This is a genomic window from Streptomyces mutabilis (genome assembly GCF_046628145.1).
In the GTDB taxonomy this organism is placed as follows: domain Bacteria; phylum Actinomycetota; class Actinomycetes; order Streptomycetales; family Streptomycetaceae; genus Streptomyces; species Streptomyces mutabilis.
This window is the reverse complement of sequence record NZ_CP176874.1, coordinates 6,975,299-6,996,313: the sequence shown is the minus strand read 5'-3', so window position 1 is coordinate 6,996,313 and position 21,015 is coordinate 6,975,299. Positions and strand designations below refer to the sequence as shown.

The window sequence follows — 21,015 nt, the reverse complement described above, 5'->3', positions numbered from 1 at the left end:
GTGCCTGCCTCCCGGATGTCCGCATCAGCCGTATGAAAACGGAACATACGTCACAAAGTGCGCATACTTTTCGAATGTGCTTTCCCGGAGTGGCCGTGCCGGACCGCCGACGCCACCCGGCCCGGCGGCTCCGCGGCCCGGGCGAGGGAGCGGCGGTCGTGGTGCCGGCCCGGCGGGATCGCGGGGCGCACCTCCACCTCGGCGGTCAGCCCCCGGGCCGACGCGACCCGCCACAGGGAGGCGAGCAGGGTGTCCTCGCCCACGAACGCGGCGGCCGTGCCCACCGCCCGTTCCCCGCTCAGGTAGCGGATGCGGACCGGCTGGACCGGCACCCCGGCGTCCAGCGCGGCCTGGAAGACGGCCCGGCGGAAGCGGCCCCGGGCGCGTCCGCACCAAGTGCTGCCTTCGGGGAAGACGGCTACCGCGGCGCCCGCGCGCAGTGCCCGCGCGATCACGGCGACCGTGTCGGGCAGCGCCCGCAGCCGGTCCCGTTCGATGAACAGCACGCCCGAGCGCGCGGCCAGCGGTCCCGCCACCGGCCAGCACCCGACCTCGCTCTTGGCCAGCATCCGGGCGGGGCGCACGGCGGCGAGCAGCGGGACGTCGAGCCAGGAGACGTGGTTGGCGACGAGGAGCAGTCCGCCCTCGGGCGGGGCGGCACCCGTGAAACGGACCCGGACACCGGCGGCCCGCACGATCCAGCGGCACCAGAACCGCACCAGGACGGCCGGGACGCGGGTGCGCAGCGGCGTGAGGACGACCGCGACGCCGGCGAGGAGCAGCACGGCGACCGCCGTGAGCCGCAGGACGGCGCGCGGCAGGGCCCTCGCGGCCGTGGACGGCTCCACGCACGTCCCCGGTGTGCAGGGCGCGCTGGGCAGCCAGGCGCTCATCAGGCCGGGGCGAGCGAGAGGAAGTGCCGCAGGTAGCGCGGGTCGACCCGGTTCATCGGCAGCAGCACGTACAGGTCGGCGACGCCGAAGTCCACGTCGTGGGCGGGCTCGCCGCAGACCCAGGCGCCGAGGCGGAGGTAGCCGCGCAGCAGGGCCGGCAGTTCGCTGCGGCCGACGGGCGCCGAGGCGCGCGGGACCCAGGGGAGCAGCGGCCGCACCCGGTACTCCTCGGGCGCCAGGTGCTTGGCCCGGACCCGGTCCCAGGTGCCGGCGGCGAGGGCGCCGCCGTCGGCGAGCGGGACGGAGCAGCAGCCGGCCAGCCACTCGTGACCGCGTTCGGTCATGTAGCGGGCTATGCCGGCCCAGATGAGCCCGACGACGGCACCGTCGCGGTGGTCGGGGTGCACGCAGGAGCGGCCGACCTCGACCAGGCCGGGCCGGATGGCGTCCAGCGCCGTGAGGTCGAACTCGGACTCCGCGTAGAGCCGTCCGGCGATGGCGGCACGCTCGGGCGGCAGCAGCCGGTAGGTGCCGACGACCTGCCCGGTCGTCTCCTCGCGCACCAGCAGGTGGTCGCAGTACGCGTCGAAGGGATCGATGTCGTGTCCGGGCTGCGGGCTCGACAGCAGGGCGCCCATCTCCCCGGCGAAGACGTCGTGCCGCAGCCGCTGCGCGGCCCGCACGTCCTCCTCGTCCCGGGCGAGGGCGACGGTGTAGCGGTGGGGCGCTGCGGGCTTCGGGGGGCGGTCAGCGGTCAGTACGCCGGTCATGGGTGCTCTCCTGGTCGCGGGGCGGGGCCGTGGGCCGCGGGGCGGGTCCGCCACAGTTCTTCCGATGCCGGCTGTACTGCGCGTGACCAGTGCCGGGAGAGCGGGTGTGCGCTTGCTGAATGCCGGGCGCGCAAGCGAGACGGGGCCGGGAGGAGCACCTCTCCCGGCCCCGCCCGTCCGCACCTCCGGCGAACGTTCGGTCGTACTCGGTCGTGCTAGCGCTTCGCCGCCTTCCGGGTGGCACGCAGCCATTCCTTGTTCATGCCGGTGATGGACATCAGTGGAATGCCCTTCGGGCAAGCGGTCGCGCACTCGCCGGTCAGCGTGCAGCCGCCGAAGCCCTCGTCGTCCATCTGCGCCACCATGTCCAGCACCCGCGTCTCCCGCTCGGGCGCGCCCTGCGGCAGCACGTTCAGGTGGTTGACCTTCGCGGACGTGAAGAGCATCGCCGCGCCGTTCGGGCAGGCGGCGACACACGCGCCGCAGCCGATGCACTCGGCGTGCTCGAATGCGAAGTCGGCGTCCGGCTTGGGCACCGGTGTGGCGTGGGCCTCGGGGGCGGCACCGGTCGGCGCGGTGATGTAGCCGCCGGCCTGGATGATCCGGTCGAAGGCCGACCGGTCGACGACCAGGTCCTTCACGACCGGGAAGGCGGCGGCCCGCCACGGCTCGACGTCGATGGTGTCGCCGTCCTTGAAGGACCGCATGTGCAGCTGGCAGGTGGTGGTGCGCTCGGGTCCGTGGGCGTCGCCGTTGATGACCAGGGAGCAGGCGCCGCAGATGCCCTCGCGGCAGTCGTGGTCGAAGGCGACCGGCTCCTCACCCTCGAGGATGAGTTCCTCGTTGAGGGTGTCGAGCATCTCCAGGAAGGACATGTCGGGCGAGATGCCGTCCACCTCGTACGTGGACATGGCGCCTTCGGCGTCGGCGTTCTTCTGCCGCCAGACGCGCAGGGTGAGCTTCATGCGTAGCTCCGCTGGGTGGGGTGGACGTACTCGAAGACCAGGTCTTCCTTGTGCAGGGTGGGGGCCTCGCCGGTGCCGGTGAACTCCCAGGCCGCCGCGTAGCCGAACTCGTCGTCCTTGCGGGCCGCCTCGCCGTCGGGGGTCTGGGACTCCTCGCGGAAGTGGCCGCCGCAGGACTCGGCGCGGTGCAGCGCGTCGAGGCACATCAGCTCGGCGAGCTCCAGGTAGTCGACGATGCGGTTGGCCTTCTCCAGCGACTGGTTGAACTCCTCGCCGGTGCCCGGGACCTTGATGCGCCGCCAGAACTCCTCGCGGATCTGCGGGATGCGCTCCAGCGCCTTGCGCAGTCCGGAGTCGGTGCGCGCCATGCCGCAGAACTCCCACATCAGCTCGCCGAGTTCGCGGTGGAAGGAGTCCGGGGTGCGGTCGCCGTCCACGGACAGGAGCAGGTTGAGCCGGTCCTCGGTCTCGGCCAGCACCTCCTGCACCACCGGGTGGCCGTCGTCGACCTCGTCCTTGTGGGGGTTGCGGGCGAGGTAGTCGTTGATGGTGGCCGGCAGGACGAAGTAGCCGTCGGCCAGGCCCTGCATCAGCGCGGAGGCGCCCAGCCGGTTGGCACCGTGGTCGGAGAAGTTGGCCTCGCCGATGGCGAACAGGCCCGGGATCGTGGTCTGGAGGTCGTAGTCGACCCACAGACCGCCCATCGTGTAGTGCACGGCGGGGTAGATCCGCATCGGTACCTTGTACGGGTCCTCGTCGGTGATCCGCTGGTACATGTCGAAGAGGTTGCCGTACTTGGCCTCGACCGCCGCCCGGCCCATGCGCTTGATCGCGTCGGCGAAGTCCAGGTACACGCCCTGGCCGCCCGGTCCCACTCCCCTGCCCTCGTCGCAGACGTTCTTGGCGGCGCGGGAGGCGATGTCGCGGGGGACGAGGTTGCCGAAGGACGGGTAGATGCGCTCCAGGTAGTAGTCGCGCTCGTCCTCGGGGATCTTGTTCGGCGGCCGGTCGTCGCCCTTGGCCTTCGGCACCCAGATCCGGCCGTCGTTGCGCAGCGACTCGCTCATCAGCGTCAGCTTGGACTGGTGGTCGCCGGTGCGCGGGATGCAGGTGGGGTGGATCTGCGTGAAGCAGGGGTTGGCGAAGTACGCGCCGCGCCGGTGCGCCCGCCACACGGCGGTCGCGTTGGAGTTCATGGCGTTGGTCGACAGGTAGAAGACGTTGCCGTAACCACCGCTCGCCAGGACGACCGCGTCCGCGAAGTACGTGTCGATCTTCCCGGTGATCAGGTCCCGGGCGACGATGCCGCGCGCCCGCCCGTCGACGACGATCAGGTCGAGCATCTCGGTGCGCGGGTGCATCTCGATGTTGCCGGCCGCGATCTGCCTGCTGAGCGCCTGGTAGGCGCCGAGCAGCAGCTGCTGCCCCGTCTGGCCCCGGGCGTAGAACGTGCGGGAGACCTGGACGCCGCCGAAGGAGCGGGTGTCGAGCAGGCCGCCGTACTCCCGGGCGAACGGCACGCCCTGCGCCACGCACTGGTCGATGATCTCGACCGAGATCTGCGCGAGGCGGTGCACGTTGGACTCGCGGGAGCGGAAGTCGCCGCCCTTGACCGTGTCGTAGAACAGCCGGTGGATCGAGTCGCCGTCGTTGCGGTAGTTCTTCGCGGCGTTGATGCCGCCCTGCGCGGCGATGGAGTGGGCCCGGCGCGGGGAGTCCTGGTAGCAGAACTGGACGACGCGGTAGCCCTGTTCGGCGAGGGTCGCGCCCGCGGAGCCGCCCGCGAGGCCGGTACCGACGACGATGACGGTCTGCTTGCGCCGGTTGGCGGGGTTGACCAGCTTCGCCTCGAAACGGCGCGTGTCCCAGCGCTCGTTGACCGGCCCGGCGGGGGCCTTGGTGTCGGCGACCGGCTCTCCGGTCGTGTAGTCGGCATAGGTTGTCATGTCAGCTCACCACTCCGGTCATGACGCCCACGGGTACGGCGACGAAGCCCACCGTGAGCAGCAGCGCGAGGACGTTCGCGACGGTCTTCAGGGCGCGGTCGCGGGTGCGGCTGCCGGCGCCGAGGGTCTGGGCGGCGGACCAGAAGCCGTGCCGGACGTGCATGCCGACGGCGAGCACGGCGACGATGTAGATGACGTTGCCGTACCAGGTGGAGAAGGTGTCCACGACGTTCTGGTAGGGCTTGCCCGTCTCGAAGCCGCCGGAGTGCACGGTGCCGGTGGTCAGGTCCAGGATGTGCCAGACGATGAAGAGGCCGAGGATGATCCCGCCCCAGCGCATGGTGCGGGTCGCGTAACTGGCCCGCTTCTTCTTGTGCACGTACTTGCTGGGCCGCGCCTTGATGTCGCGGCGGCTGAGCTGGTACGCGGACACGGCGTGGGCGACGACGGCGACGACCAGCACCACGCGGACCAGCCACAGCGTCCACTCGTAGTGCATGAACGGCTCGCCGACCGTGCGCAGCCAGTGGGCGTACCCGTTGAACTCGCTGGTCCCGAAGAAGATCTTCAGGTTCCCGATCATGTGGGCGACCAGGTAGAGCAGCATGACGAGACCGCTGACCGCCATCACTGTCTTCTTGCCGACGGTCGAGTCCCACACGGTGCGCGCCATGGACGGCCGTCGGTCCGTCCGCGTTGCCAGAGCCATGTCACAAGACGCTACGGGGGCGAGGTGCCATCGGTCCAAGACATGGTCCGCCTCGTTTCCATAGGCTGTGGCTATCGCAGACGTAAGGTGGTCGCATGCAGTTGCAGCAGCTCCAGTACTTCGTCGCGGTCGCCGAGACCCGGCACTTCACCCGGGCCGCCGAGACGGTGCACGTGGCCCAGCCGTCGTTGTCCCAGCAGATCAAGGTGCTGGAGCGGGAGCTGGGCGCGGATCTGTTCCAGCGCGCACGCGGCAACATCACCCTCACCGATGCCGGGGAGGCCCTGCTCCCGCTGGCCCGGCGCATCCTCGCCGACGCGGACACCGCCCGGCACGAGGTGCTGGAGCTGGTCCAGCTGCGGCGCGGGCGGGTACGGCTGGGAGCCACGCCGAGCCTGTGCACCGGGCTGCTGCCGGACGTGCTGCGCGCCTTCCACGACCGGTACCCCGGCATCCGGCTCATGATCGAGGAGGGCGGCTCGCACGATCTGGTGCGGGAGCTGGCGCGGGGCGCGCTGGACCTGGCGCTGGTGGTGCTTCCGCTGCCCACCGCGTCACCTGCCCTGACGACGGTGGAGCTGCTGCGGGAGGACCTGGTGGTGGTGTCGTCCCCGGAGGCGCCCCGGCCGGGCGACGGGCGGCGCGCCGTACGCATCGCCGACCTGGAGGGCGAGCGTCTGGTGATGTTCCGGCACGGCTACGACCTGCGGGAGCTGACGGTGGCGGCCTGCCGCGCGGAGGGCTTCGAGCCGGACTTCGCCGTGGAGGGCGGGGAGATGGACGCGGTGCTCGGGTTCGTGCGGGCGGGGCTGGGGATGGCGGTGGTGCCGCGGATGGTGGCGGCGCGCTCCGGACGCGGGCTGCGGGTCACTCCGTTGGCCCGTCCCGGGCTGCACCGGACCATCGCGCTGGCGCACCGCAGCGATGTGGCTCCGCCCCGGGCGGCTCGGGAGTTGCAGCGGATGCTGTTGGAGCGGTAGCGGCGCCTTCGGCGCACAGCCCCGGTGACGCCGTTGCAGATCAGCGCCGTCCGGGGGTGCGGATTCGCCGTGGCCGGCCGCGCCTACGCGGCGGAGCCGCTCATCGAAACAGCCCCGCGCCCCTAGAGGCCCGCTGCGTCCACCAGCGTCAAGTCGTGCAGCCGCTCCGGTGGCCCCGGGCGGGCGTAGTACCAGCCCTGGGCGGTGTCGCAGCCGAGTATGCGCAGTTGCTCGGCCTGGGCGCCGGTCTCCACGCCCTCCACGGTGACCGTGAGGTCGAGGCTGTGGGCCAGGGCGACGATGCCTTCGACGATCTTGAGGTCGACGGGGTCGGCCGGGAACTGCTGCATGCTCTGGGTGAAGGAGCGGTCCAGCTTGAGGACGCTCACCGGGAGCCGGCGCAGGTTGGCGAGGTTGGAGTAGCCGGTGCCGAAGTCGTCGAGGGCGATGTCCACGCCCAGCTCGGCCAGCCGGCGCAGCGGCTTCAGGAGGTCGTCGTCGGCGCCGATGAGGGCCGACTCCGTCACCTCCAGGCACAGCGCGTCGGGGGCGATGCCCGTCCGCTCCAGGATGTCGACGGTGTCCTGGACCAGGCCGGGGTGGGTGAGCTGGCAGGGCGAGAGGTTGACGTTGATGCGCAGCGGCCCGGCCGTGGTCGTACCGCCGTTGCGCTCCCGCCAGTCGCGGGCCTGCCGCACGGACTGTTCCAGGACCCAGCGGCCGAGCGGCACGATCAGCCCCGTGTGCTCGGCGAGGGGGATGAAGCGGTCCGGGCCGAGCACGCCGTGCTGCGGGTGCAGCCAGCGCACCAGTGCCTCGGCGCCGCGCACGCTGCCGTCGCCGAGGTGGACCAGCGGCTGGTACTCGATGAAGAACTCACCGCGTTCCAGGGCCGCGGGCAGTGCGGTCGTCAGACCGTGGCGGGTGATGACCCGGGCGTCGGCCTCCGGGTCGGCCAGCTCGAAGCGGTTGCCGCCCGCCGACTTGGCCCGGTACATGGTGATGTCGGCGCTGCGCAGCACCTCCGCGGGGCTGCGCTCGCCCGCCGGACCCTCGACGACGCCGATGCTGCCGCGCACGGTCAGTTCGCGGCCGTCGACGCTGACCGGGGCGAGCAGCGCGTTCATGATGCGCCCGGCGAGTTCGTCGACCTCGTGCCGGGTGTCGGGGCCGGTGGTCAGCGCCACGAACTCGTCGCCGCCTAGCCGGGCGACCATCTCGCCGGGCGCGGTGGCACAGGCCTGGAGCCGGTCCGCCACTTCCACGAGGAGGCGGTCGCCGGCCGCGTGGCCGAGGCTGTCGTTGACGGCCTTGAAGCCGTCGAGGTCGAGGTAGCACAGGCCGAAGCGCTGTCCGGGACCCGCGTTCAGGGCCTTCTCCAGGCGTTCGAAGAAGAAGCTGCGGTTGGGCAGGCCGGTCAGCGCGTCGTGCGTGGCCTCGTAGCGCAGCCGCAGGTTGAGCAGCCGGCGCTCGGTGGTGTCCTCCATCAGCGCGAGCTGGTACTGCGGGGCGCCGTCGGCGTCGCGCAGGAGGGAGACGGTGAGGTTGGTCCACAGCACGGTGCCGTCGGGCCGGTAGAAGGCCTTCTCCACGTGGTAGTGCTCGCGCTCGCCGCGCACCAGCTCGTCGTAGAGCCGCCAGGTCTGGGGCGCGTCGTCGGGGTGCGACCACTCCCGGACCTTTCGGCCGCGCATCGTCCGGTCGGTGATGCCGAACATGCGCATCAGCGCATCGTTGACCTGGAGGACGTTGCCTTCCAGGTCGGCGATGCCGATGCCTATGGCGGCCCCCTCGAAGACCGCGCGGAAGCGGGCCTCGCTGGCGTGCAGGGCCTCGGCCACCACGCCCTGCGCCTTCAGCGCGGCCTGGGCGATGGCCTCCTGTTCGGCCAGGGTCCGGGCGCGCAGCGCCCCGGCGAACCCGGCCGCCATGGCGTGCTGGAGCCTGGCCGAACGGGCCCGCAGGTCCTCGGGGTCGCCGTCCTCGCCGCAGTAGAGCACCAGGTAGGCGTCCACGCAGTCCAGGGTCCGGGCGAGCGCCTCGGGGTCGGTGCAGTGGGCGTCGACGAGCGCGGCGCCGACCGCTTTGGCCTCGTCGGCGTCGAAGCTCCGGGCCCGCAGCACTCCGCACAGCCTGCGGGCCAGCGGCAGCAGCTGCTCCTCGAACTCGGGCCGGGTCGACGACGTCGAGGTCACCGGGAAGACCGCCCGGCTCCAGATCGTCGCGAACCGTCGCAGTCTGTCCTCCGGCCCGCCCGGCTGTGCCGTCACGCCGTACGCCCCACGCCGGCGAACCCGGAGAACGCGTACGGGTCCTCGTCCTCCGGCGCCCCCTCCGGCCGCCAGCGCGGCATCGGCACCAGCCCGGGTTCCACCATGTCGTACCCCTCGAAGAACCGCGCGATCTCGTCGCGCGAGCGCATGATCAGCGGATTGCGGATGTCCTTGTACACGTCCACCGCGCCCCCGGCCCGCTCGGCGGGCAGGGGGATCCCCTCGTACGAGGCGTGCGTGAGGACGAGCAGGCTGCCGGGTGCGAGCGCGTCGCTCAGCTCGGCCACCGCCCCGTACGGGTCGTCCGCGTCTTCCACGAAGTGCAGTATGGCAACCAACAGCAGCGCCACCGGCCGATTCAGGTCGATCAGCCGCTCCACCTGGGGACTGGAGAGGATCTCCCGCGGCTTCAGGAGATCGGCGGCCACCACGTCCGCGTCGTCGTTGCCCGCCAGCACCGCCTGGCTGTGCGCGACCGCCACCGGATCGTGGTCGACGTAGACGACGCGGGAGCCGGGGCGGCTGCCCGCGGCCACCTCGTGGACGTTGCCGAAGGTGGGGATGCCGGAGCCGATGTCCAGGAACTGGTCGATGCCCTCGGCGGCGGCGAAGCGCACGGCGCGGCGCATGAACGCCCGGTTCGCCTGCATGATCTTGGGGAGACCCGGCATGAACTCCATGGCCTTGCGGGCCGCTTCCCGGTCGACCTCGAAGTTGTGCGAACCGCCCAGGTAGAAGTCGTAGATCCGGGACACGCTGGGCACCGAGATGTCGATGCTGCGAGGGGCCCAGGCGGGACGCTCCATCTAGCTCTCCAAGGCATAGGCGATCCGGTGTTCGAGCTGAGGCTACTGATCGTCCGCCAAACGGGCGAGCCCAACCGGAAATTGACCGTCCGTTCCCGGTCACTGCCTGGGGCACGTGCCACGCGCCAAGGCACGCGGAAGCACGCGAACGGGGCCGTCCCCTCCGCCTGGGTGCGGAGGGGACGGCCCTCGGTCGCGCGCCGGAGGGCGGCGGGCGGGAGGCCGCTACTTCTTCGGCGCGCCGACCGGCTTTCCGTCGGGCGAGACGGCGTACCAGGTGCCGCCGACGCCCTGACCGTTGGTGTCGCCGGGCTTCTTGTCACCGGCGAAGGTGTAGATGGGCCAGCAGTCGACCGTCTGCTGCTCGGCCCCGTCGGGCCGGGTGAAGGTCATCAGGTCCTTCTTCACGACGCCCTCGGTGTCGTTGGGTTCCACGGGCGCCACGACCGGCCACTTCTCCAGGCACTCGCCGGTGCACGCCGACACCGGCTCCGGCCACGCCTCGTCCTTCATGAAGCGGTAGACGGTCATGCCGTTCTCGTCGACGACGATCTCGCCGAGCTTCGGATCGTCGCGGGTGGACAGTCCGGGCAGGTCGTCCGCCTCGGCCTTCTTGCCGTCGGCGGCGAGCGCGTACCACTTGCCGCCCACGCCCTGGCCCTTGACATCGCCGGCTGCCGCGTCCTTGGCGTAGCGGTAGGCGGGCCAGCCGCCGATGGTCAGCTGCTTGGTGCCGTCGGGCCGGGCGACCTCGCCGAGCAGCGCCTTGTCGATGCCCTCGCCGGCCAGCGCGTCGTCGGCGGGCACGGGCGGCCAGGCGGTGGCGCAGTCGCCCTCGCACGTCGTCTTGGGCGGCTTGGCGGTGTCCTCGTCGAAACGGTAGAGGGTGCGTCCGGCTCCGTCGGTCACCAGCTCGCCGATCTCGGCGTCGGTGGAGACGGACAGCTTGCCCGCGGGCTCCGGCGCGTTCGCCGACGCCTGCGCGCCCGCTCCGGTGCCGGTGCCCAGCCCCTCGCCGGCCCCTGCGCCGATGTCGCCGACGTCTCCGGGCGCCGCCGTGGCGCCCACGTTCTGGCTGCCGGTGGCACCGCCGCCGTCCTGGCCGCACGCCGTCGTCAGCGCCAGCACCGCCGCAGCGCTCGCCACGAGTGAGGCGCTCCGCCAGGAGGTCTTCATCGTCAATCCCCGATCGTCACGAAGGTGTTGGGGGCGGCGCCGCGCCGCCGCACGACACTGGGTACGCACGCCGGCGCCGGTTGTGTTCAATCGGGCGCGGTTTTCTTTCCCGGGCCGGCCCGGCCCGCCGGCGCCGTACACGGGTACGACCCGGGCGCGCGGACCGAGCTCCGCTGGTCAAACCCCCGGCCGTCCCGCTTACCCCCTTCGGGTCAATCGTCCGGTAATCGGGACTGTTCCGGCTCGCGCAAGCCTCATGATCTGCTCGTGCATGGACCCGAACCGACCCGATCCGCCTGTGCCGGACGCGTGTTGGCCCTGGTGACGCTGACGTTCACGCTCGTCGGCACACCGGTCGGCCCGGCGCAGGCGGACGCCTGCGCCTACGCCTCGACGGGGCCGGGCGGCGTCGACGCCGTGGCGATCGCCGGGAGCGGCACCTGGCCCACCTTCCCGGCGTGCCCCGAGCCCTCACCGACGCCTCCGCCCGCCCCGCCGCCGACACCCGCGCCACCACCGCCGAAGCCCACTCCCCCGCCACCGCCCGCCCCGGAGCCCGAACCGGAGCCACCGGCGCCGCCCGCCCCGAGACCCGAGCCGCCGCCTCCCGCGCCGCCCCCTCGACCGGCACCGCAGCGGCCCACGCCGACGCCCGCACCGCCCCCTCCGCCGGTCCCCGTCCCCGTACCGGAGCGGCCGGCGCCGCCCGCGCCCACCCCGTCGGTCACGCCCACGCCCCGGCCGTCACTGAGCCCGGTGCACTACCCGCGCTACCGCGCCGCCCGGCCGCAGCAGCGGTCCTCCCGCGGGGCCACCTCGCCGCTCGTCTTCGTCCTGCTCATCACGGTGCCCGCGGTGGTCGCCGTGGCCGCGCTCCGTGCGCGCTGATTCCCTGGAGCCTGTCTTGCCGGAATGGCTTGTTCTCACCCTCGCGATGGTGGCCGCCGGTGTCGTGGTGGTCATCATCACCGTCGTGCGGCACCGCAGGGCGTCCGACGACGAGGACATCACCGAGACCCCGGACGTCATCGAGTACATGACGATGTGGATCGGGGTGGTGTACGCCATCGTCCTGGGCCTGGCCATCGCGGGTGTCTGGGAGGCGCGCAGCGCCGCCCAGGACCACGTCCAGGCGGAGGCGGTCGCGCTGCACGAGATCTCGGAACGCGTCCGGGTCTATCCGCCCGACGTCCGTGACCGCATCCGGGAGGATGTCAACGCCTATGTCGGACACGTCGTCACCACCGAGTGGAAGGTGATGGACGACCGGGGCGAGGTGACCGAGCGCGGCACCGAGCTCCTCGACCGCGTCCGCGCGGACGTCACGGACTACGAGCCGAAGTCGGACTTCGAGGCCCAGGCGTACCAGCCGCTCGTCGACCAGGTGACCGCCGCGGACCAGGCCCGCATCGCCCGGGCGGAGTCGACCGGCGCGACGATGCCGGGCGTGGTGTGGTTCGGCCTCATCACGGGGGGCGTCGTCACGGTCGGGATGGTCTTCGCCCTGCAGATCCGGCGCACGGCACGCGAGCTGATCCTCGCCGGACTGTTCTCCGCGCTGATCGCCTTCCTGCTCTTCCTCATCTGGGACTTCGACGCGCCGTTCAGCCGCGGTGTGGCGGCGTCGACCGACCCGTTCCTGAACCTCTTCCCCGGAGTGAAGGACTGAGGCCCGGCACCGGGGAACCGCCTGGGGACACCCGACACGCCGTCGGTGTCCCCTGAGCGGCCCACACGTCTGCCCCATTCGCGCGACTGCGATCGCGCCGGCCCCTCCGGCTTCCTAGCGTTTCGGGCATCGAGGTGCATTCCTGGCGCGAGCGGAACAGGTCCGCCCGCTGCTCCTCGGGGACCCGGAGGATTCACCATGCGCGCGATACCCGCCGCCTCGGTCGCACTGCTGGGCGTCGCCGCCCTCTCCGCCTGCGTACCGGCCGGGGCGGCCCCGGGCGGCACGTACGGCTTCACCCTCTCCCCGGCCACCGTGGCACCGGGCGGCGAGGTGACGCTGGGGGTGGGCCGCGCGGCGGGCGGCTGCAAGGGGCGCGTCACCGTGTCGTCGCCGGTCTTCGACACGGTCACCATCCCGCGGCACGAGTACTCGGCGACGGCGCGGGTCGACCGGGACGCGAGGCGCGGGGCGGTCTACGAGGTGAAGTTCGCCTGCGACGGCAGGTCCGAGACCCTGGACCTGACCATCGCGGGCGGCCACTCCGGCCACCCCACGCACCACCCCCGCCACCCCGACAAGGGCGTCCACGCCGGCGAGGGCGGCAGCGTCGCCGGGCTCGACGTGAAGGAGATCGGGCTCGGCGCCCTGCTGATCGCGGGCTCGGTGGGCGCGGCGTACCACCTCTCGCGCCGCCGCTCCGGCGAGGACGCGGCCTGAACGTGCCCCACAGGAGTGCGCCCCGGACCCGCGAAGGGCCCGGGGCGCACTCCTGTCGGTGCGGGAAGGGCCCGGGGCGCACTCCTGTCGGTGCGGTGCGCGAACCGGCCGTGCGACGCCGGCGCGCGGTGGGAAGGGGAGACCGGACGGGCCCGCCCCCCGAAGGCGGGTCCCGTACGGTGACGTGCCGGGCGGGTCAGATGCGGCGCTCGGCGCGGCGGCGCATCCAGAACAGGCCGCCGCCGGCGACGGCCGCGGCGACGAGCCCACCGCCGATCGCGATGTCGGCCGACGTCGCCCCGCTGGTGCTGCTGCCGCCGATGCCCCCGCGGACGCCGCCGATGACGGTGAAGGCGGCCGGACGCGTCAGGCGCCTGCCCGAGCAGTTGACGGTGATGTCGTACGAGCCGGGGCGGGCGTCCTGCTTGATGGTGGCGGTGCCCTTGGACGTCTCGTTGGCTCCCCTGACCGGGGTCAGGTGGGTCGTCCGGAAGGCGTCCGAGGTCATCGTGCCGCCCTGGGGGCAACCGTCGACCGTGACGGTCATCTGGCCGCCGCGGGCGATCACGCTGGGCAGGGCGACGATGTTGCTCGGCTGGTTGTGGTCGCCGCCCGCGGTGGCCGTGGGGGCGGCCAGCCCGAGGACAGCGACCGCGGCGCCGGCGGCCGCGAGGGCACGAGTGTTGCGCATGTGATCCTCCGCGGAAGACGCCCCGGGACCCGTCCCCGGTCGATCGGCGAGAAAGCGCCTCCCGGAATGACCCTCAGTTGCCGTGCCCGGGGCCGCATTTCGGGAATGGTCCGTCCTGGTGAGCGGCGTACGGGGCCGAAACCGCGCGGGCCGATATCGCCGCAGGTCACGCACCGTCAGCGAATTCCATTCGGCCGCATCCCGGATGGCTCACCGAAGGACGCTCCCGCCACCCGTTCGCCACCGCCCCGTCGCCGGTCGGGCGTGCGGCGCTTAGCGTGCCCGTATGCGCGAACGACACGGCGACGGCCGGGTCGAGAGGGGATGGCCAATGGACGCGTCCGAGTGGGCCGAAGAGGAGGAGCGGCGCAGGAAGCGCGCTCCCTGGGGCGTGATAGCGCTTGTTCTGCTGACCGGGCTCGCGCTCATCCGGAACGGTTCGGGGGAGTTCGACCAGGGTCCGCCGCAGCCGGCGTCGGCCGCCGCCTCGGACACCCGCGTCGCGGCCGGCGACGGCGCGGCCACGGGTCTCGCCCCGCTGCCGTACTCGGTGCCCGACCGGGTCGGCATCCCCGCCATCCAGGTCGACGCCCCGGTCATGTCGGTCGGTCTCGACGCCGAGGGCTGGGTGGACGCGCCGCCCCCCGAGGACCCGAACCTGGCGGGCTGGTTCACCGGCGCGGTCACTCCGGGCGAGAAGGGCACCGCGGTCGTGGTCGGCCACGTCGACAACCAGCAGGGGCCCGCCGTCTTCTACGGACTCGGGGCCCTCAAGAAGGGGAACAAGGTCGAGGTGCACCGCCAGGACGGGAAGACGGCGGTCTTCGAGATCTACGGCATCGAGGTGTTCGCGAAGGACGACTTCCCCGGCGACCGGGTGTACGCGTCCAAGGGAAGCCCCGAACTGCGGGTCATCACCTGCGGCGGGGGTTTCTCCAAGCAGAACGGTTACGAGGGGAACGTCGTCGCCTTCGCCCGCATGACCGAGGTCCGCTGAGCGGGCCCCGGCCAGCGGGCGTGGCGGGCGTCAGACGAACCGGCGGCGGGGGACGGTGAGGTGGTAGCCGGAGTCCAGCAGCTCGGGAAGGTACCTGCGCAGCGCCCGGACGCTCTGTGAGCGGTCGCCCCCGGCGTCGTGCGAGAGCACCACGACGCCGGGGGCGGCGCCGTCCTCGACCCGCTCGACGATGGTGCCGGTGCCGGGGGTGGTCCAGTCGAGGGTGTCCACGGTCCAGGCGAGCGGTTCCATGCCGAGTTCCGCGCCGAGTTGGAAGGCGGCGCGGTTCCACGCCCCGTAGGGGGCCCGGAACCAGCGGGGCGGTTCGCCGTAGGCCTGCTCGACGACCTCGCTCGTGCGCTCCATCTCGGTGCGGATGCGGCGCCGGGTCAGCCGGGTCAGCAGGGGGTGGGACCAGGTGTGGTTGCCGACGACGTGTCCCTCGTCGGCCATGCGGGACAGCAGGTCCCGGTTGTAGTCCGCCATCTCCCCGCAGACGAAGAACGTGGCGCGCACGTCGTACTCGGCCAGCGTGTCCAGGATGTCCGGGGTGTAGCGGGGGTCGGGGCCGTCGTCGAAGGTGAGCATCATGACGCGGCCCCGGCCGGAGATGCGCAGGATCGGCTCGCTGCGCACCGGTGGCCGCCGGAGCGCGTCCCGGGGCGCGCCGTATCCGGTCAGGGGCTGGAGGCGGTAGGCGGACGGCTTGAGCGGGCGGTGCGCCGCGGGGCCCGGGGCGGGCGCGGCCGAGGGGGCCGGTCCGCTTCCCGAGCCCACCGCGAGCGCGCCGGCGGTGCCGGCCGCTCCGACGGCCGTGACGCCGGCCAGCAGTGCGCGACGCCGGGTGAGCAACTGATCCTTCTGCATGACTCATCAGTCGCCCGGCGGGGGTCCGGCGCACCTGAGAAACACCGGTGCGGCGGCACGGAACCACCCGCACGGGCCAAGGCCGGGAGTGGCTCCGATAACCTCGCCGCGTGACGGAACAGCACGCCCAGCGGTTCGAGCGGGGCACGGACGGGCCGAAGGTCATCGTCGTCGGGGTGGACGGCTCCGACTCCTCGCTGCGGGCCGCGGCCTACGCCGGCGGCCTGGCCCGGCGGCAGCACGCGCTGCTCGCCGTGGTGTACGTGCAGCCGGTGCTGGCGGCGGGTACGGCGCTCGGGGCGCCGGTGGCGGAGACGACCGACGAGATCGCCGAGGACCTGGTGGCGCACATCCGGGAGGCGGCCGAACGGGTCAAGGGGATATTCGACGTGCGCTGGGAGTTCCACACCTTCCGCGGCGACCCGTACAACGGCCTGGTGAAGGCGGCCGACGACCTGAAGGCGGACGCCGTCGTCGTGGGCGCCTCCGAGCAGGCCGGGCACCGGATCGTGGGCTCGGTCGCGGTGCGGCTGGTGAAGGCGGGGCGCTGGCCGGTGACCGTGGTGCCGTGACTCCTGTCGGAGTGGCGTGTGCGTCGTGGCTTCCGTCGCGGGCGTGTGTGAGTCATCATGATCCACCGTCAGCCGTTTGCCGTTCACAAAGAGGTGAGGCGCATGGCCGGGTTCCGTATGGGCGAGGGCGTTCTCCGCCGCAAACCGATCGAGCAGGTCGAGGAAACCGAGGGCGGCGGGGGAACCGGCCTGCAGCGGACGCTGGGGCTGTGGCAGCTGACCGCGATCGGCGTGGGCGGCATCATCGGGGCGGGGATCTTCACCCTGGCCGGCACGGTGGCGAACGGCACGGCGGGACCGGCGGTCCTCGTCTCCTTCCTCATCGCGGGCGTCGCGAGCGCCGCGGCGGCCCTGTCGTACGCCGAGTTCGCCGGGATGATCCCGAAGGCGGGCTCCGCCTACACCTACGGTTACGTGGTCCTCGGTGAGCTGGCGGGCTGGTTCATCGGCTGGGACCTGCTCCTGGAGTACACGGCGATCGTGGCGGTGGTCGCGATCGGCATCTCCGGCTACTTCAGCTTCCTGGTCGGGGAGATGGGCGCCGACATCCCCAACTGGATGCTGGGCGCGCCCGGCACCGGCGACGGTCACAAGGTCGACCTGTTCGCCGCGCTGCTCTGCCTGCTCATCGCGTACCTGCTGAACCTGGGCATCAAGAACGCGGCCCGGTTCGAGATGGTCGTGGTGGTGCTGAAGGTGCTGGTGGTGCTGCTGGTGATCGCGGTCGGCGTCTTCCACATCGACACGACGAACTACAACCCGTTCTTCCCGTACGGGGTCGGCGGGGCGTTCACGGGCGCGGCGACGGTGTTCTTCGCGGTCTTCGGCTACGACGCGATGTCGACGGCGGCGGAGGAGTCGAAGGACGCGCAGCGCCACATGCCGAAGGCGATCATCTACTCGCTGATCATCTCGATGGTGCTGTACGTGGCGGCCTGTCTGGTGCTGACCGGCATGCAGAACTACAGGGAAGTCGACCCGGAGAGCGGCTTCTCGACGGCGTTCAAGTCGGTAGGGCTGAGCGGTCTGGCGGACGTGATCGCGGTGGGCGCGATCATCGGCATCCTGACCGTGATGTTCACGTTCATGCTGGGCGTCACCCGCGTGTGGTTCGCCATGTCGCGTGACGGGCTGCTGCCCAAGTGGTTCGCCAAGACCCACCCGACGCGGCACGTGCCGACCCGGGTGACCTGGATCGTCGGGGTCGCGTCGGCGCTGATCGCCGGGTTCCTGCCGATCGGCGAGGCGGCGGAGCTGACCAACATCGGCATCCTGCTGGCGTTCGTGGTGGTGTGCGCGGCGGTGATCGTGCTGCGCTACCGGCAGCCGGAGCTGCCGCGCACCTTCCGGACGCCGTGGATGCCGTTCGTGCCGGCGCTGGGCATCGTCTTCTCGATCTGGCTGATCACGTTCCTGCAGTGGCAGACCTGGGCGCGGTTCGCCGTGTGGTTCGCGGTCGGCCTGGTGATCTACTTCGGGTACTCGTACCGGAAGTCGGAACTGGCGCGGCGGCGTTAGAGGCTGCCGAGGAAGCCGGTGACGATCTCGTTGAAGGCGTCCGACCGCTCCATGTTGGGGTAGTGCGCGGTGCCTTCCACGGTGGCGGAGCGGCCGTCCGGGACCGTGCGGGCGAGCCGTTCCGCCTCGGCGATCAGGTCGGGCGCGTCCAGCGCGCCGTTGACCGTGAGGACGGGCACGTCGATCTTCGGGACGCGGGGCCAGGTGTCGGTCATCGGCACGTGGTGGTTCTCCTCGTCCGGGGTGTGCTTGGCGAGGGTGCCGAGGGCCATCTCGCGCAGCCGGGTCAGGACGGCGGGGTCGACGTCGTCGAGGGTGCGGTGCTCGCCGGGCACGAAGCGCAGGAAGGCGGTGACCCAGCCCTCTACGTCACCCGCCCCCAGCGCGCGGGCCTGCTCGGCCTGCACCTGCCGCACCCAGGGGTCGGTGTACTCGAACTCGCTGGTGGCCGCTCCCGAGACCACCACCGCACGCACCAGCTCCGGGTACTCCAGCACCGTGTCGGTGGCGATGGCCCCGCCCATGGAGACACCGACCAGCGCCGCGGGCCCGGCGTCGAGGTGGCGCAGCAGCGCGGCGAGGTCGTCGGCCCAGCGGAACGGCCGGGTGGCGTTGGCCGAGGCACCGTGGCCCCGGACATCGGGCGCGATCACGCGGTACCCGGCGGCGAGGGCCGGGATCTGGGCCTCGAAGACGCGGTGGTCGACGAATCCGGAGTGCAGCAGGACGACCAGGTCCCCGGCCCCGGCGTCACGGTAGGCGAGTTCCCCGTCCGAGGAGGTGAAGAAGCGCAGATCCGAAGCAGCTATCATGACAACCAAGGTGTCATCTTGACCTCGGTTTGGCAACCCAGGTGTCATGATGGCGGGGTGAAGGACACCGACACCCCCCTCCCGCCGGACGCGCTCGCCCGGCGCCTCACCGAGGTCTACGACCTGGTCGGCCCCCTCTACCGGCGCGCGCAGCGCAGTGTCGAGCAGGGCCTGGCCGCCGACGGCCTGTCCGTCGGGGTCCGCGCCGTGCTGACGCTGCTGCACCGCAACGGACCGATGACCGTGCCGCAGATGGGCCGGGCCCAGGCGATCAGCCGTCAGTTCGTGCAGCGCATGGTCAACGAGGGCGCGGCGCTGGGCCTGGTGGAGAGCATCCCGAACCCGGCGCACCGGCGGTCCTCGCTGATCCGGCTGACCGGGCCCGGGCAGGACACCATCGCCGCCGTACTGGACCGGGAGCACCGGCTGCTGCGCGACGTCCGCGGCGACCTCACCGACGCCGACGTCGCCACCTGCCTGCGGGTGCTCGGGGCGATGCTGACGGCGCTGGACCACGTGGACGACGCCTGACACACGCGGTGGCCCCGCCCTACTCCCCCATCACCAGCCCGTCCTCGGCCGCACCCCGGCTGAGCACGACGTCGCGGATGCGGTCGCGCACGGCCCGCACCTCGGCGCCCTCCTCCAGCGCGCGGTTGAGGTTCACCACCCGTCCCGCGTCGACGTCGAAGAGCTGCGGGACGAACTCGGCCTTCGTCACCCGCCAGCGTTCGCCGGGCCGGGCGGGCGGGGTGAAGGTGAAGCGGCCGATGGTCGACTGGTTGCCGCGCGGGTCGCGTTCGCCCACGTCGTTGATCATCTCGCCCGCGATCTGGTCGCCCATCCCGTAGACCACCCAGGTGCCGTTGACCTTCTCGTACGCCTGGGGGACGTGGGCGTGGGTGCCGAGGATCAGGTCGACGGCGGGGCGGTCGCCGGTGCGGGCGGCGGTCAGGCTCCGGGCCAGCGTCAACTGGTCCTGGTCGGGCTCGTCCTGCCATTCGGTGCCCCAGTGCAGGGACACGACGACGACGTCCGCGCCGGCCTCCCGGGCGGCCCGGGAGTCCTCGACGATCCGTTCCTCGTCGATCATGTCGACCGCCCAGGGCTGCCCGTCGGGCAGCGGGTGGCCGTTGGTGTGGAGGGTGTAGGCGAGGTGGGCGACCTCGGCCCGGCCCGCGCGCAGGACGGTGGTGGTGTGCGCCTCGGTCTCGGAGCGGGCCGTCCCGGCGTGCCGCACACCGGCGCGGTCGAGGGCGTCCAGGGTGCGGCGGATGCCGTCGGCCCCGTCGTCGACGCTGTGGTTGGAGGCGGTGGAACAGCCGTCGTAACCGGTGGCGGCCAGCGCCTTGGCCACTTCCGGCGGGGACTTGAAGAGGGGGTAGCCGCTGTAGTCGCCGTTCGCGCCGTACACGGTCTCCATGTGGCACAGGGCCAGGTCGGCGCGCGAGACGACGGATCGGGCGCCGGCCAGCATGGGGCGGAAGTCGTAGCCGCTGCCGCCCGCGTCGAAGCGCGCACGGTCGATGATCGAGTCGTGGGGCAGGACGTCGCCGGAGGCGACCAGGGTGAAGGCGCCGGTGTCCGCGGCGGACGGAGCCGGGGCCGGTGGTTTCGGCGGTTCGTGGTCGCGGGCCTGACAGGCCGCGCCCGCGGTGAGAAGGGCGGTCAGGGCCAGGGCCACCTGCCGACTGCGTGTGATCATCCGTTCACTCCGCTGGGGTCGCACACACCGAGGAAAAGTCACATTTACCTACAAACAGGTAATGGTCTCGCGGTGTCCCGGACGGCTCCGACACGCTCATTAGCCCGTCCGGCGTGCGCAACGGGGTGTCCCGGCCGCTCGGACCGGGTACGCCGACCACGCGAACGGCGTGCGTGGATTGTCCGGACGGCCTGCGCCGACCGTTCGTCGAACCGTTCGTCGACGCGATCGACCGTCCGTCGCACACCCGTGCGCGCGCCCTGTCCCCGGACGGCCCCCTGCGGTGCCATACGGCCATGACGGCCGGAACCACCCTGATCGACAGGACGAGCAAGACGACCGCCGAGCACGAGCTCGCCGCACTGCAGCGCGAGCACGGCCGGCCGCTCTTCGCGCTGCTGCTGCGGCTCAGCGACGGAGACCGGCAGCGCGCCGAGGATCTCGTGCAGGAGACCCTGGTGCGCGCCTGGCAGCACCCCGAGGCCCTGCGCGCCGACGACTTCGACTCCGTACGGCCCTGGCTGCTCACAGTGGCCAGGCGCCTGGCGATCGACGCGCGCCGGGCCCGGCAGGCGCGGCCCGCGGAGGTCGGCGACGCCGTGCTGGAGAACGCCCGGGTCTGCGCCGATCACGCCGAACGGGCCGCCGCCGCCCTGGATGTGCGCGAGGCTGTGAAGACACTCACTCCGGAACACCGTGAAGTCCTGGTGCTGGTGTACTTCCAGGGGGCGAGTGTGGCGGAAGCCGCGGCGGCCCTGGGCATCCCACCCGGTACCGTGAAGTCCCGCGCGTACTACGCGCTGCGAGCCCTGCGCAGGGTGCTACCGGGATACGCCGCCGACCTGCGGTGAAACCGACCGAATGGTCAAACCTCCGTAAAGCGCCTTGCCCGGGACCCCGGTTGAGTAATCGGCTGTCCTCATCCGTGTTCCGGACGGGGGCCCAT

The 21,015-nt window shown here is 72.2% G+C and carries 22 protein-coding genes; 9 read left to right on the top strand and 13 right to left on the bottom strand.

Features of this window, described 5'->3' with window-relative positions:
- Positions 1 to 50 precede the first annotated feature (50 nt).
- From ACLIN4_RS31265 to ACLIN4_RS31245, 5 genes are all read right to left on the bottom strand, one after another.
- Positions 51 to 893, bottom strand: a complete 843-nt coding sequence (locus tag ACLIN4_RS31265) for a lysophospholipid acyltransferase family protein (RefSeq protein WP_107479925.1) — start codon at positions 891 to 893, stop codon at positions 51 to 53.
- Complete coding sequence (locus ACLIN4_RS31260) at positions 893 to 1,663, bottom strand: GNAT family N-acetyltransferase (RefSeq protein WP_107479926.1); 771 nt, start codon at positions 1,661 to 1,663, stop codon at positions 893 to 895. The genes ACLIN4_RS31265 and ACLIN4_RS31260 overlap by 1 nt, the downstream gene beginning before the upstream one ends.
- A gap of 215 nt (positions 1,664 to 1,878) precedes the next feature.
- Positions 1,879 to 2,628, bottom strand: a complete 750-nt coding sequence (locus ACLIN4_RS31255; RefSeq protein WP_289909340.1) for a succinate dehydrogenase/fumarate reductase iron-sulfur subunit — start codon at positions 2,626 to 2,628, stop codon at positions 1,879 to 1,881.
- Complete coding sequence (locus ACLIN4_RS31250) at positions 2,625 to 4,574, bottom strand: fumarate reductase/succinate dehydrogenase flavoprotein subunit (RefSeq protein ID WP_107479927.1); 1,950 nt, start codon at positions 4,572 to 4,574, stop codon at positions 2,625 to 2,627. Before ACLIN4_RS31250 ends, ACLIN4_RS31255 begins: the two co-directional genes overlap by 4 nt.
- Position 4,575: 1 nt before the next feature.
- A complete protein-coding gene (locus ACLIN4_RS31245) occupies positions 4,576 to 5,247 on the bottom strand; it encodes a succinate dehydrogenase (RefSeq protein ID WP_107479928.1) in 672 nt (223 codons plus the stop codon).
- Positions 5,248 to 5,378: 131 nt separating this feature from the next.
- On the opposite strand from ACLIN4_RS31245, the gene ACLIN4_RS31240 reads away from it, so the two are divergent.
- Positions 5,379 to 6,263: a LysR family transcriptional regulator gene (locus tag ACLIN4_RS31240; RefSeq protein WP_381912980.1), complete on the top strand. Its 885-nt coding sequence runs from the start codon at positions 5,379 to 5,381 to the stop codon at positions 6,261 to 6,263.
- Between the two features lie 122 nt (positions 6,264 to 6,385).
- Here the strand turns inward: ACLIN4_RS31240 and rmdA are convergent, their stop codons facing one another.
- The 4 genes from rmdA to ACLIN4_RS31220 form a co-directional block, all read right to left on the bottom strand.
- Entirely contained in the window at positions 6,386 to 8,533 is a 2,148-nt protein-coding gene (gene rmdA, locus ACLIN4_RS31235) for a cyclic Di-GMP phosphodiesterase RmdA (protein ID WP_107479929.1), read from the bottom strand.
- Positions 8,530 to 9,342 (bottom strand): SAM-dependent methyltransferase, encoded by an 813-nt coding sequence (locus tag ACLIN4_RS31230; RefSeq protein WP_219181553.1) that lies wholly within the window; start codon positions 9,340 to 9,342, stop codon positions 8,530 to 8,532. Before ACLIN4_RS31230 ends, rmdA begins: the two co-directional genes overlap by 4 nt.
- A gap of 225 nt (positions 9,343 to 9,567) precedes the next feature.
- The gene (locus tag ACLIN4_RS31225) at positions 9,568 to 10,518 is read right to left on the bottom strand and encodes an SCO0930 family lipoprotein (protein ID WP_289909399.1); all 951 of its coding nucleotides are present in this window, start codon (positions 10,516 to 10,518) and stop codon (positions 9,568 to 9,570) included.
- Positions 10,519 to 10,901: 383 nt separating this feature from the next.
- A complete protein-coding gene (locus tag ACLIN4_RS31220) occupies positions 10,902 to 11,246 on the bottom strand; it encodes a hypothetical protein (protein WP_307651733.1) in 345 nt (114 codons plus the stop codon).
- A gap of 28 nt (positions 11,247 to 11,274) precedes the next feature.
- On the opposite strand from ACLIN4_RS31220, the gene ACLIN4_RS31215 reads away from it, so the two are divergent.
- The 3 genes from ACLIN4_RS31215 (at position 11,275) to ACLIN4_RS31205 (ending at position 12,907) form a co-directional block, all read left to right on the top strand.
- On the top strand, positions 11,275 to 11,406 hold the full coding sequence (locus ACLIN4_RS31215) for a hypothetical protein (RefSeq protein ID WP_019330432.1): 132 nt from the start codon (positions 11,275 to 11,277) through the stop codon (positions 11,404 to 11,406).
- Between the two features lie 16 nt (positions 11,407 to 11,422).
- Positions 11,423 to 12,187 (top strand): DUF4239 domain-containing protein, encoded by a 765-nt coding sequence (locus ACLIN4_RS31210; RefSeq protein WP_100049425.1) that lies wholly within the window; start codon positions 11,423 to 11,425, stop codon positions 12,185 to 12,187.
- A gap of 198 nt (positions 12,188 to 12,385) precedes the next feature.
- Positions 12,386 to 12,907: a hypothetical protein gene (locus ACLIN4_RS31205; RefSeq protein WP_107480447.1), complete on the top strand. Its 522-nt coding sequence runs from the start codon at positions 12,386 to 12,388 to the stop codon at positions 12,905 to 12,907.
- 196 nt (positions 12,908 to 13,103) lie between these two features.
- Here ACLIN4_RS31205 and ACLIN4_RS31200 read toward each other — a convergent pair whose 3' ends face one another.
- Positions 13,104 to 13,598 carry a hypothetical protein gene (locus ACLIN4_RS31200; protein WP_179342814.1) on the bottom strand — a complete coding sequence of 165 codons (495 nt, stop codon included), beginning with the start codon at positions 13,596 to 13,598 and terminating at the stop codon, positions 13,104 to 13,106.
- A 331-nt stretch (positions 13,599 to 13,929) separates the two neighbouring features.
- Between ACLIN4_RS31200 and ACLIN4_RS31195 the strand changes: the two genes are divergently transcribed.
- Positions 13,930 to 14,595 (top strand): class F sortase, encoded by a 666-nt coding sequence (locus ACLIN4_RS31195; RefSeq protein WP_364903097.1) that lies wholly within the window; start codon positions 13,930 to 13,932, stop codon positions 14,593 to 14,595.
- A 30-nt stretch (positions 14,596 to 14,625) separates the two neighbouring features.
- Here the strand turns inward: ACLIN4_RS31195 and ACLIN4_RS31190 are convergent, their stop codons facing one another.
- On the bottom strand, positions 14,626 to 15,462 hold the full coding sequence (locus tag ACLIN4_RS31190; RefSeq protein WP_100049422.1) for a polysaccharide deacetylase family protein: 837 nt from the start codon (positions 15,460 to 15,462) through the stop codon (positions 14,626 to 14,628).
- Positions 15,463 to 15,572: 110 nt separating this feature from the next.
- On the opposite strand from ACLIN4_RS31190, the gene ACLIN4_RS31185 reads away from it, so the two are divergent.
- A complete protein-coding gene (locus tag ACLIN4_RS31185; protein ID WP_100049421.1) occupies positions 15,573 to 16,034 on the top strand; it encodes a universal stress protein in 462 nt (153 codons plus the stop codon).
- Positions 16,035 to 16,136: 102 nt separating this feature from the next.
- Positions 16,137 to 17,552 (top strand): amino acid permease, encoded by a 1,416-nt coding sequence (locus ACLIN4_RS31180; protein ID WP_290011933.1) that lies wholly within the window; start codon positions 16,137 to 16,139, stop codon positions 17,550 to 17,552.
- On the opposite strand, the gene ACLIN4_RS31175 is transcribed toward ACLIN4_RS31180, so the two are convergent.
- On the bottom strand, positions 17,549 to 18,364 hold the full coding sequence (locus tag ACLIN4_RS31175) for an alpha/beta fold hydrolase (protein WP_290011932.1): 816 nt from the start codon (positions 18,362 to 18,364) through the stop codon (positions 17,549 to 17,551). The two genes, ACLIN4_RS31180 and ACLIN4_RS31175, sit on opposite strands and share 4 nt — an antisense overlap.
- A gap of 57 nt (positions 18,365 to 18,421) precedes the next feature.
- On the opposite strand from ACLIN4_RS31175, the gene ACLIN4_RS31170 reads away from it, so the two are divergent.
- The gene (locus ACLIN4_RS31170) at positions 18,422 to 18,895 is read left to right on the top strand and encodes a MarR family winged helix-turn-helix transcriptional regulator (RefSeq protein ID WP_100049418.1); all 474 of its coding nucleotides are present in this window, start codon (positions 18,422 to 18,424) and stop codon (positions 18,893 to 18,895) included.
- Between the two features lie 19 nt (positions 18,896 to 18,914).
- On the opposite strand, the gene ACLIN4_RS31165 is transcribed toward ACLIN4_RS31170, so the two are convergent.
- Positions 18,915 to 20,069, bottom strand: a complete 1,155-nt coding sequence (locus ACLIN4_RS31165) for a CapA family protein (protein ID WP_289909344.1) — start codon at positions 20,067 to 20,069, stop codon at positions 18,915 to 18,917.
- 296 nt (positions 20,070 to 20,365) lie between these two features.
- Between ACLIN4_RS31165 and ACLIN4_RS31160 the strand changes: the two genes are divergently transcribed.
- On the top strand, positions 20,366 to 20,920 hold the full coding sequence (locus ACLIN4_RS31160) for a sigma-70 family RNA polymerase sigma factor (RefSeq protein ID WP_043386308.1): 555 nt from the start codon (positions 20,366 to 20,368) through the stop codon (positions 20,918 to 20,920).
- Positions 20,921 to 21,015: the final 95 nt, after the last annotated feature.

Bases quoted from the DNA above. Each gene is read 5' to 3' on its own strand.
- ACLIN4_RS31265 (WP_107479925.1), bottom strand. From the start codon at position 893: ATGAGCGCCTGGCTGCCCAGCGCGCCCTGCACACCGGGGACGTGCGTG.
- ACLIN4_RS31260 (WP_107479926.1), bottom strand. From the start codon at position 1,663: ATGACCGGCGTACTGACCGCTGACCGCCCCCCGAAGCCCGCAGCGCCC.
- ACLIN4_RS31255 (WP_289909340.1), bottom strand. From the start codon at position 2,628: ATGAAGCTCACCCTGCGCGTCTGGCGGCAGAAGAACGCCGACGCCGAA.
- ACLIN4_RS31250 (WP_107479927.1), bottom strand. From the start codon at position 4,574: ATGACAACCTATGCCGACTACACGACCGGAGAGCCGGTCGCCGACACC.
- ACLIN4_RS31245 (WP_107479928.1), bottom strand. From the start codon at position 5,247: ATGGCGCGCACCGTGTGGGACTCGACCGTCGGCAAGAAGACAGTGATG.
- ACLIN4_RS31240 (WP_381912980.1), top strand. From the start codon at position 5,379: ATGCAGTTGCAGCAGCTCCAGTACTTCGTCGCGGTCGCCGAGACCCGG.
- ACLIN4_RS31230 (WP_219181553.1), bottom strand. From the start codon at position 9,342: ATGGAGCGTCCCGCCTGGGCCCCTCGCAGCATCGACATCTCGGTGCCC.
- ACLIN4_RS31225 (WP_289909399.1), bottom strand. From the start codon at position 10,518: ATGAAGACCTCCTGGCGGAGCGCCTCACTCGTGGCGAGCGCTGCGGCG.
- ACLIN4_RS31205 (WP_107480447.1), top strand. From the start codon at position 12,386: ATGCGCGCGATACCCGCCGCCTCGGTCGCACTGCTGGGCGTCGCCGCC.
- ACLIN4_RS31200 (WP_179342814.1), bottom strand. From the start codon at position 13,598: ATGCGCAACACTCGTGCCCTCGCGGCCGCCGGCGCCGCGGTCGCTGTC.
- ACLIN4_RS31195 (WP_364903097.1), top strand. From the start codon at position 13,930: ATGGACGCGTCCGAGTGGGCCGAAGAGGAGGAGCGGCGCAGGAAGCGC.
- ACLIN4_RS31190 (WP_100049422.1), bottom strand. From the start codon at position 15,462: ATGCAGAAGGATCAGTTGCTCACCCGGCGTCGCGCACTGCTGGCCGGC.
- ACLIN4_RS31180 (WP_290011933.1), top strand. From the start codon at position 16,137: ATGGCCGGGTTCCGTATGGGCGAGGGCGTTCTCCGCCGCAAACCGATC.
- ACLIN4_RS31175 (WP_290011932.1), bottom strand. From the start codon at position 18,364: ATGATAGCTGCTTCGGATCTGCGCTTCTTCACCTCCTCGGACGGGGAA.
- ACLIN4_RS31165 (WP_289909344.1), bottom strand. From the start codon at position 20,069: ATGATCACACGCAGTCGGCAGGTGGCCCTGGCCCTGACCGCCCTTCTC.
- ACLIN4_RS31160 (WP_043386308.1), top strand. From the start codon at position 20,366: ATGACGGCCGGAACCACCCTGATCGACAGGACGAGCAAGACGACCGCC.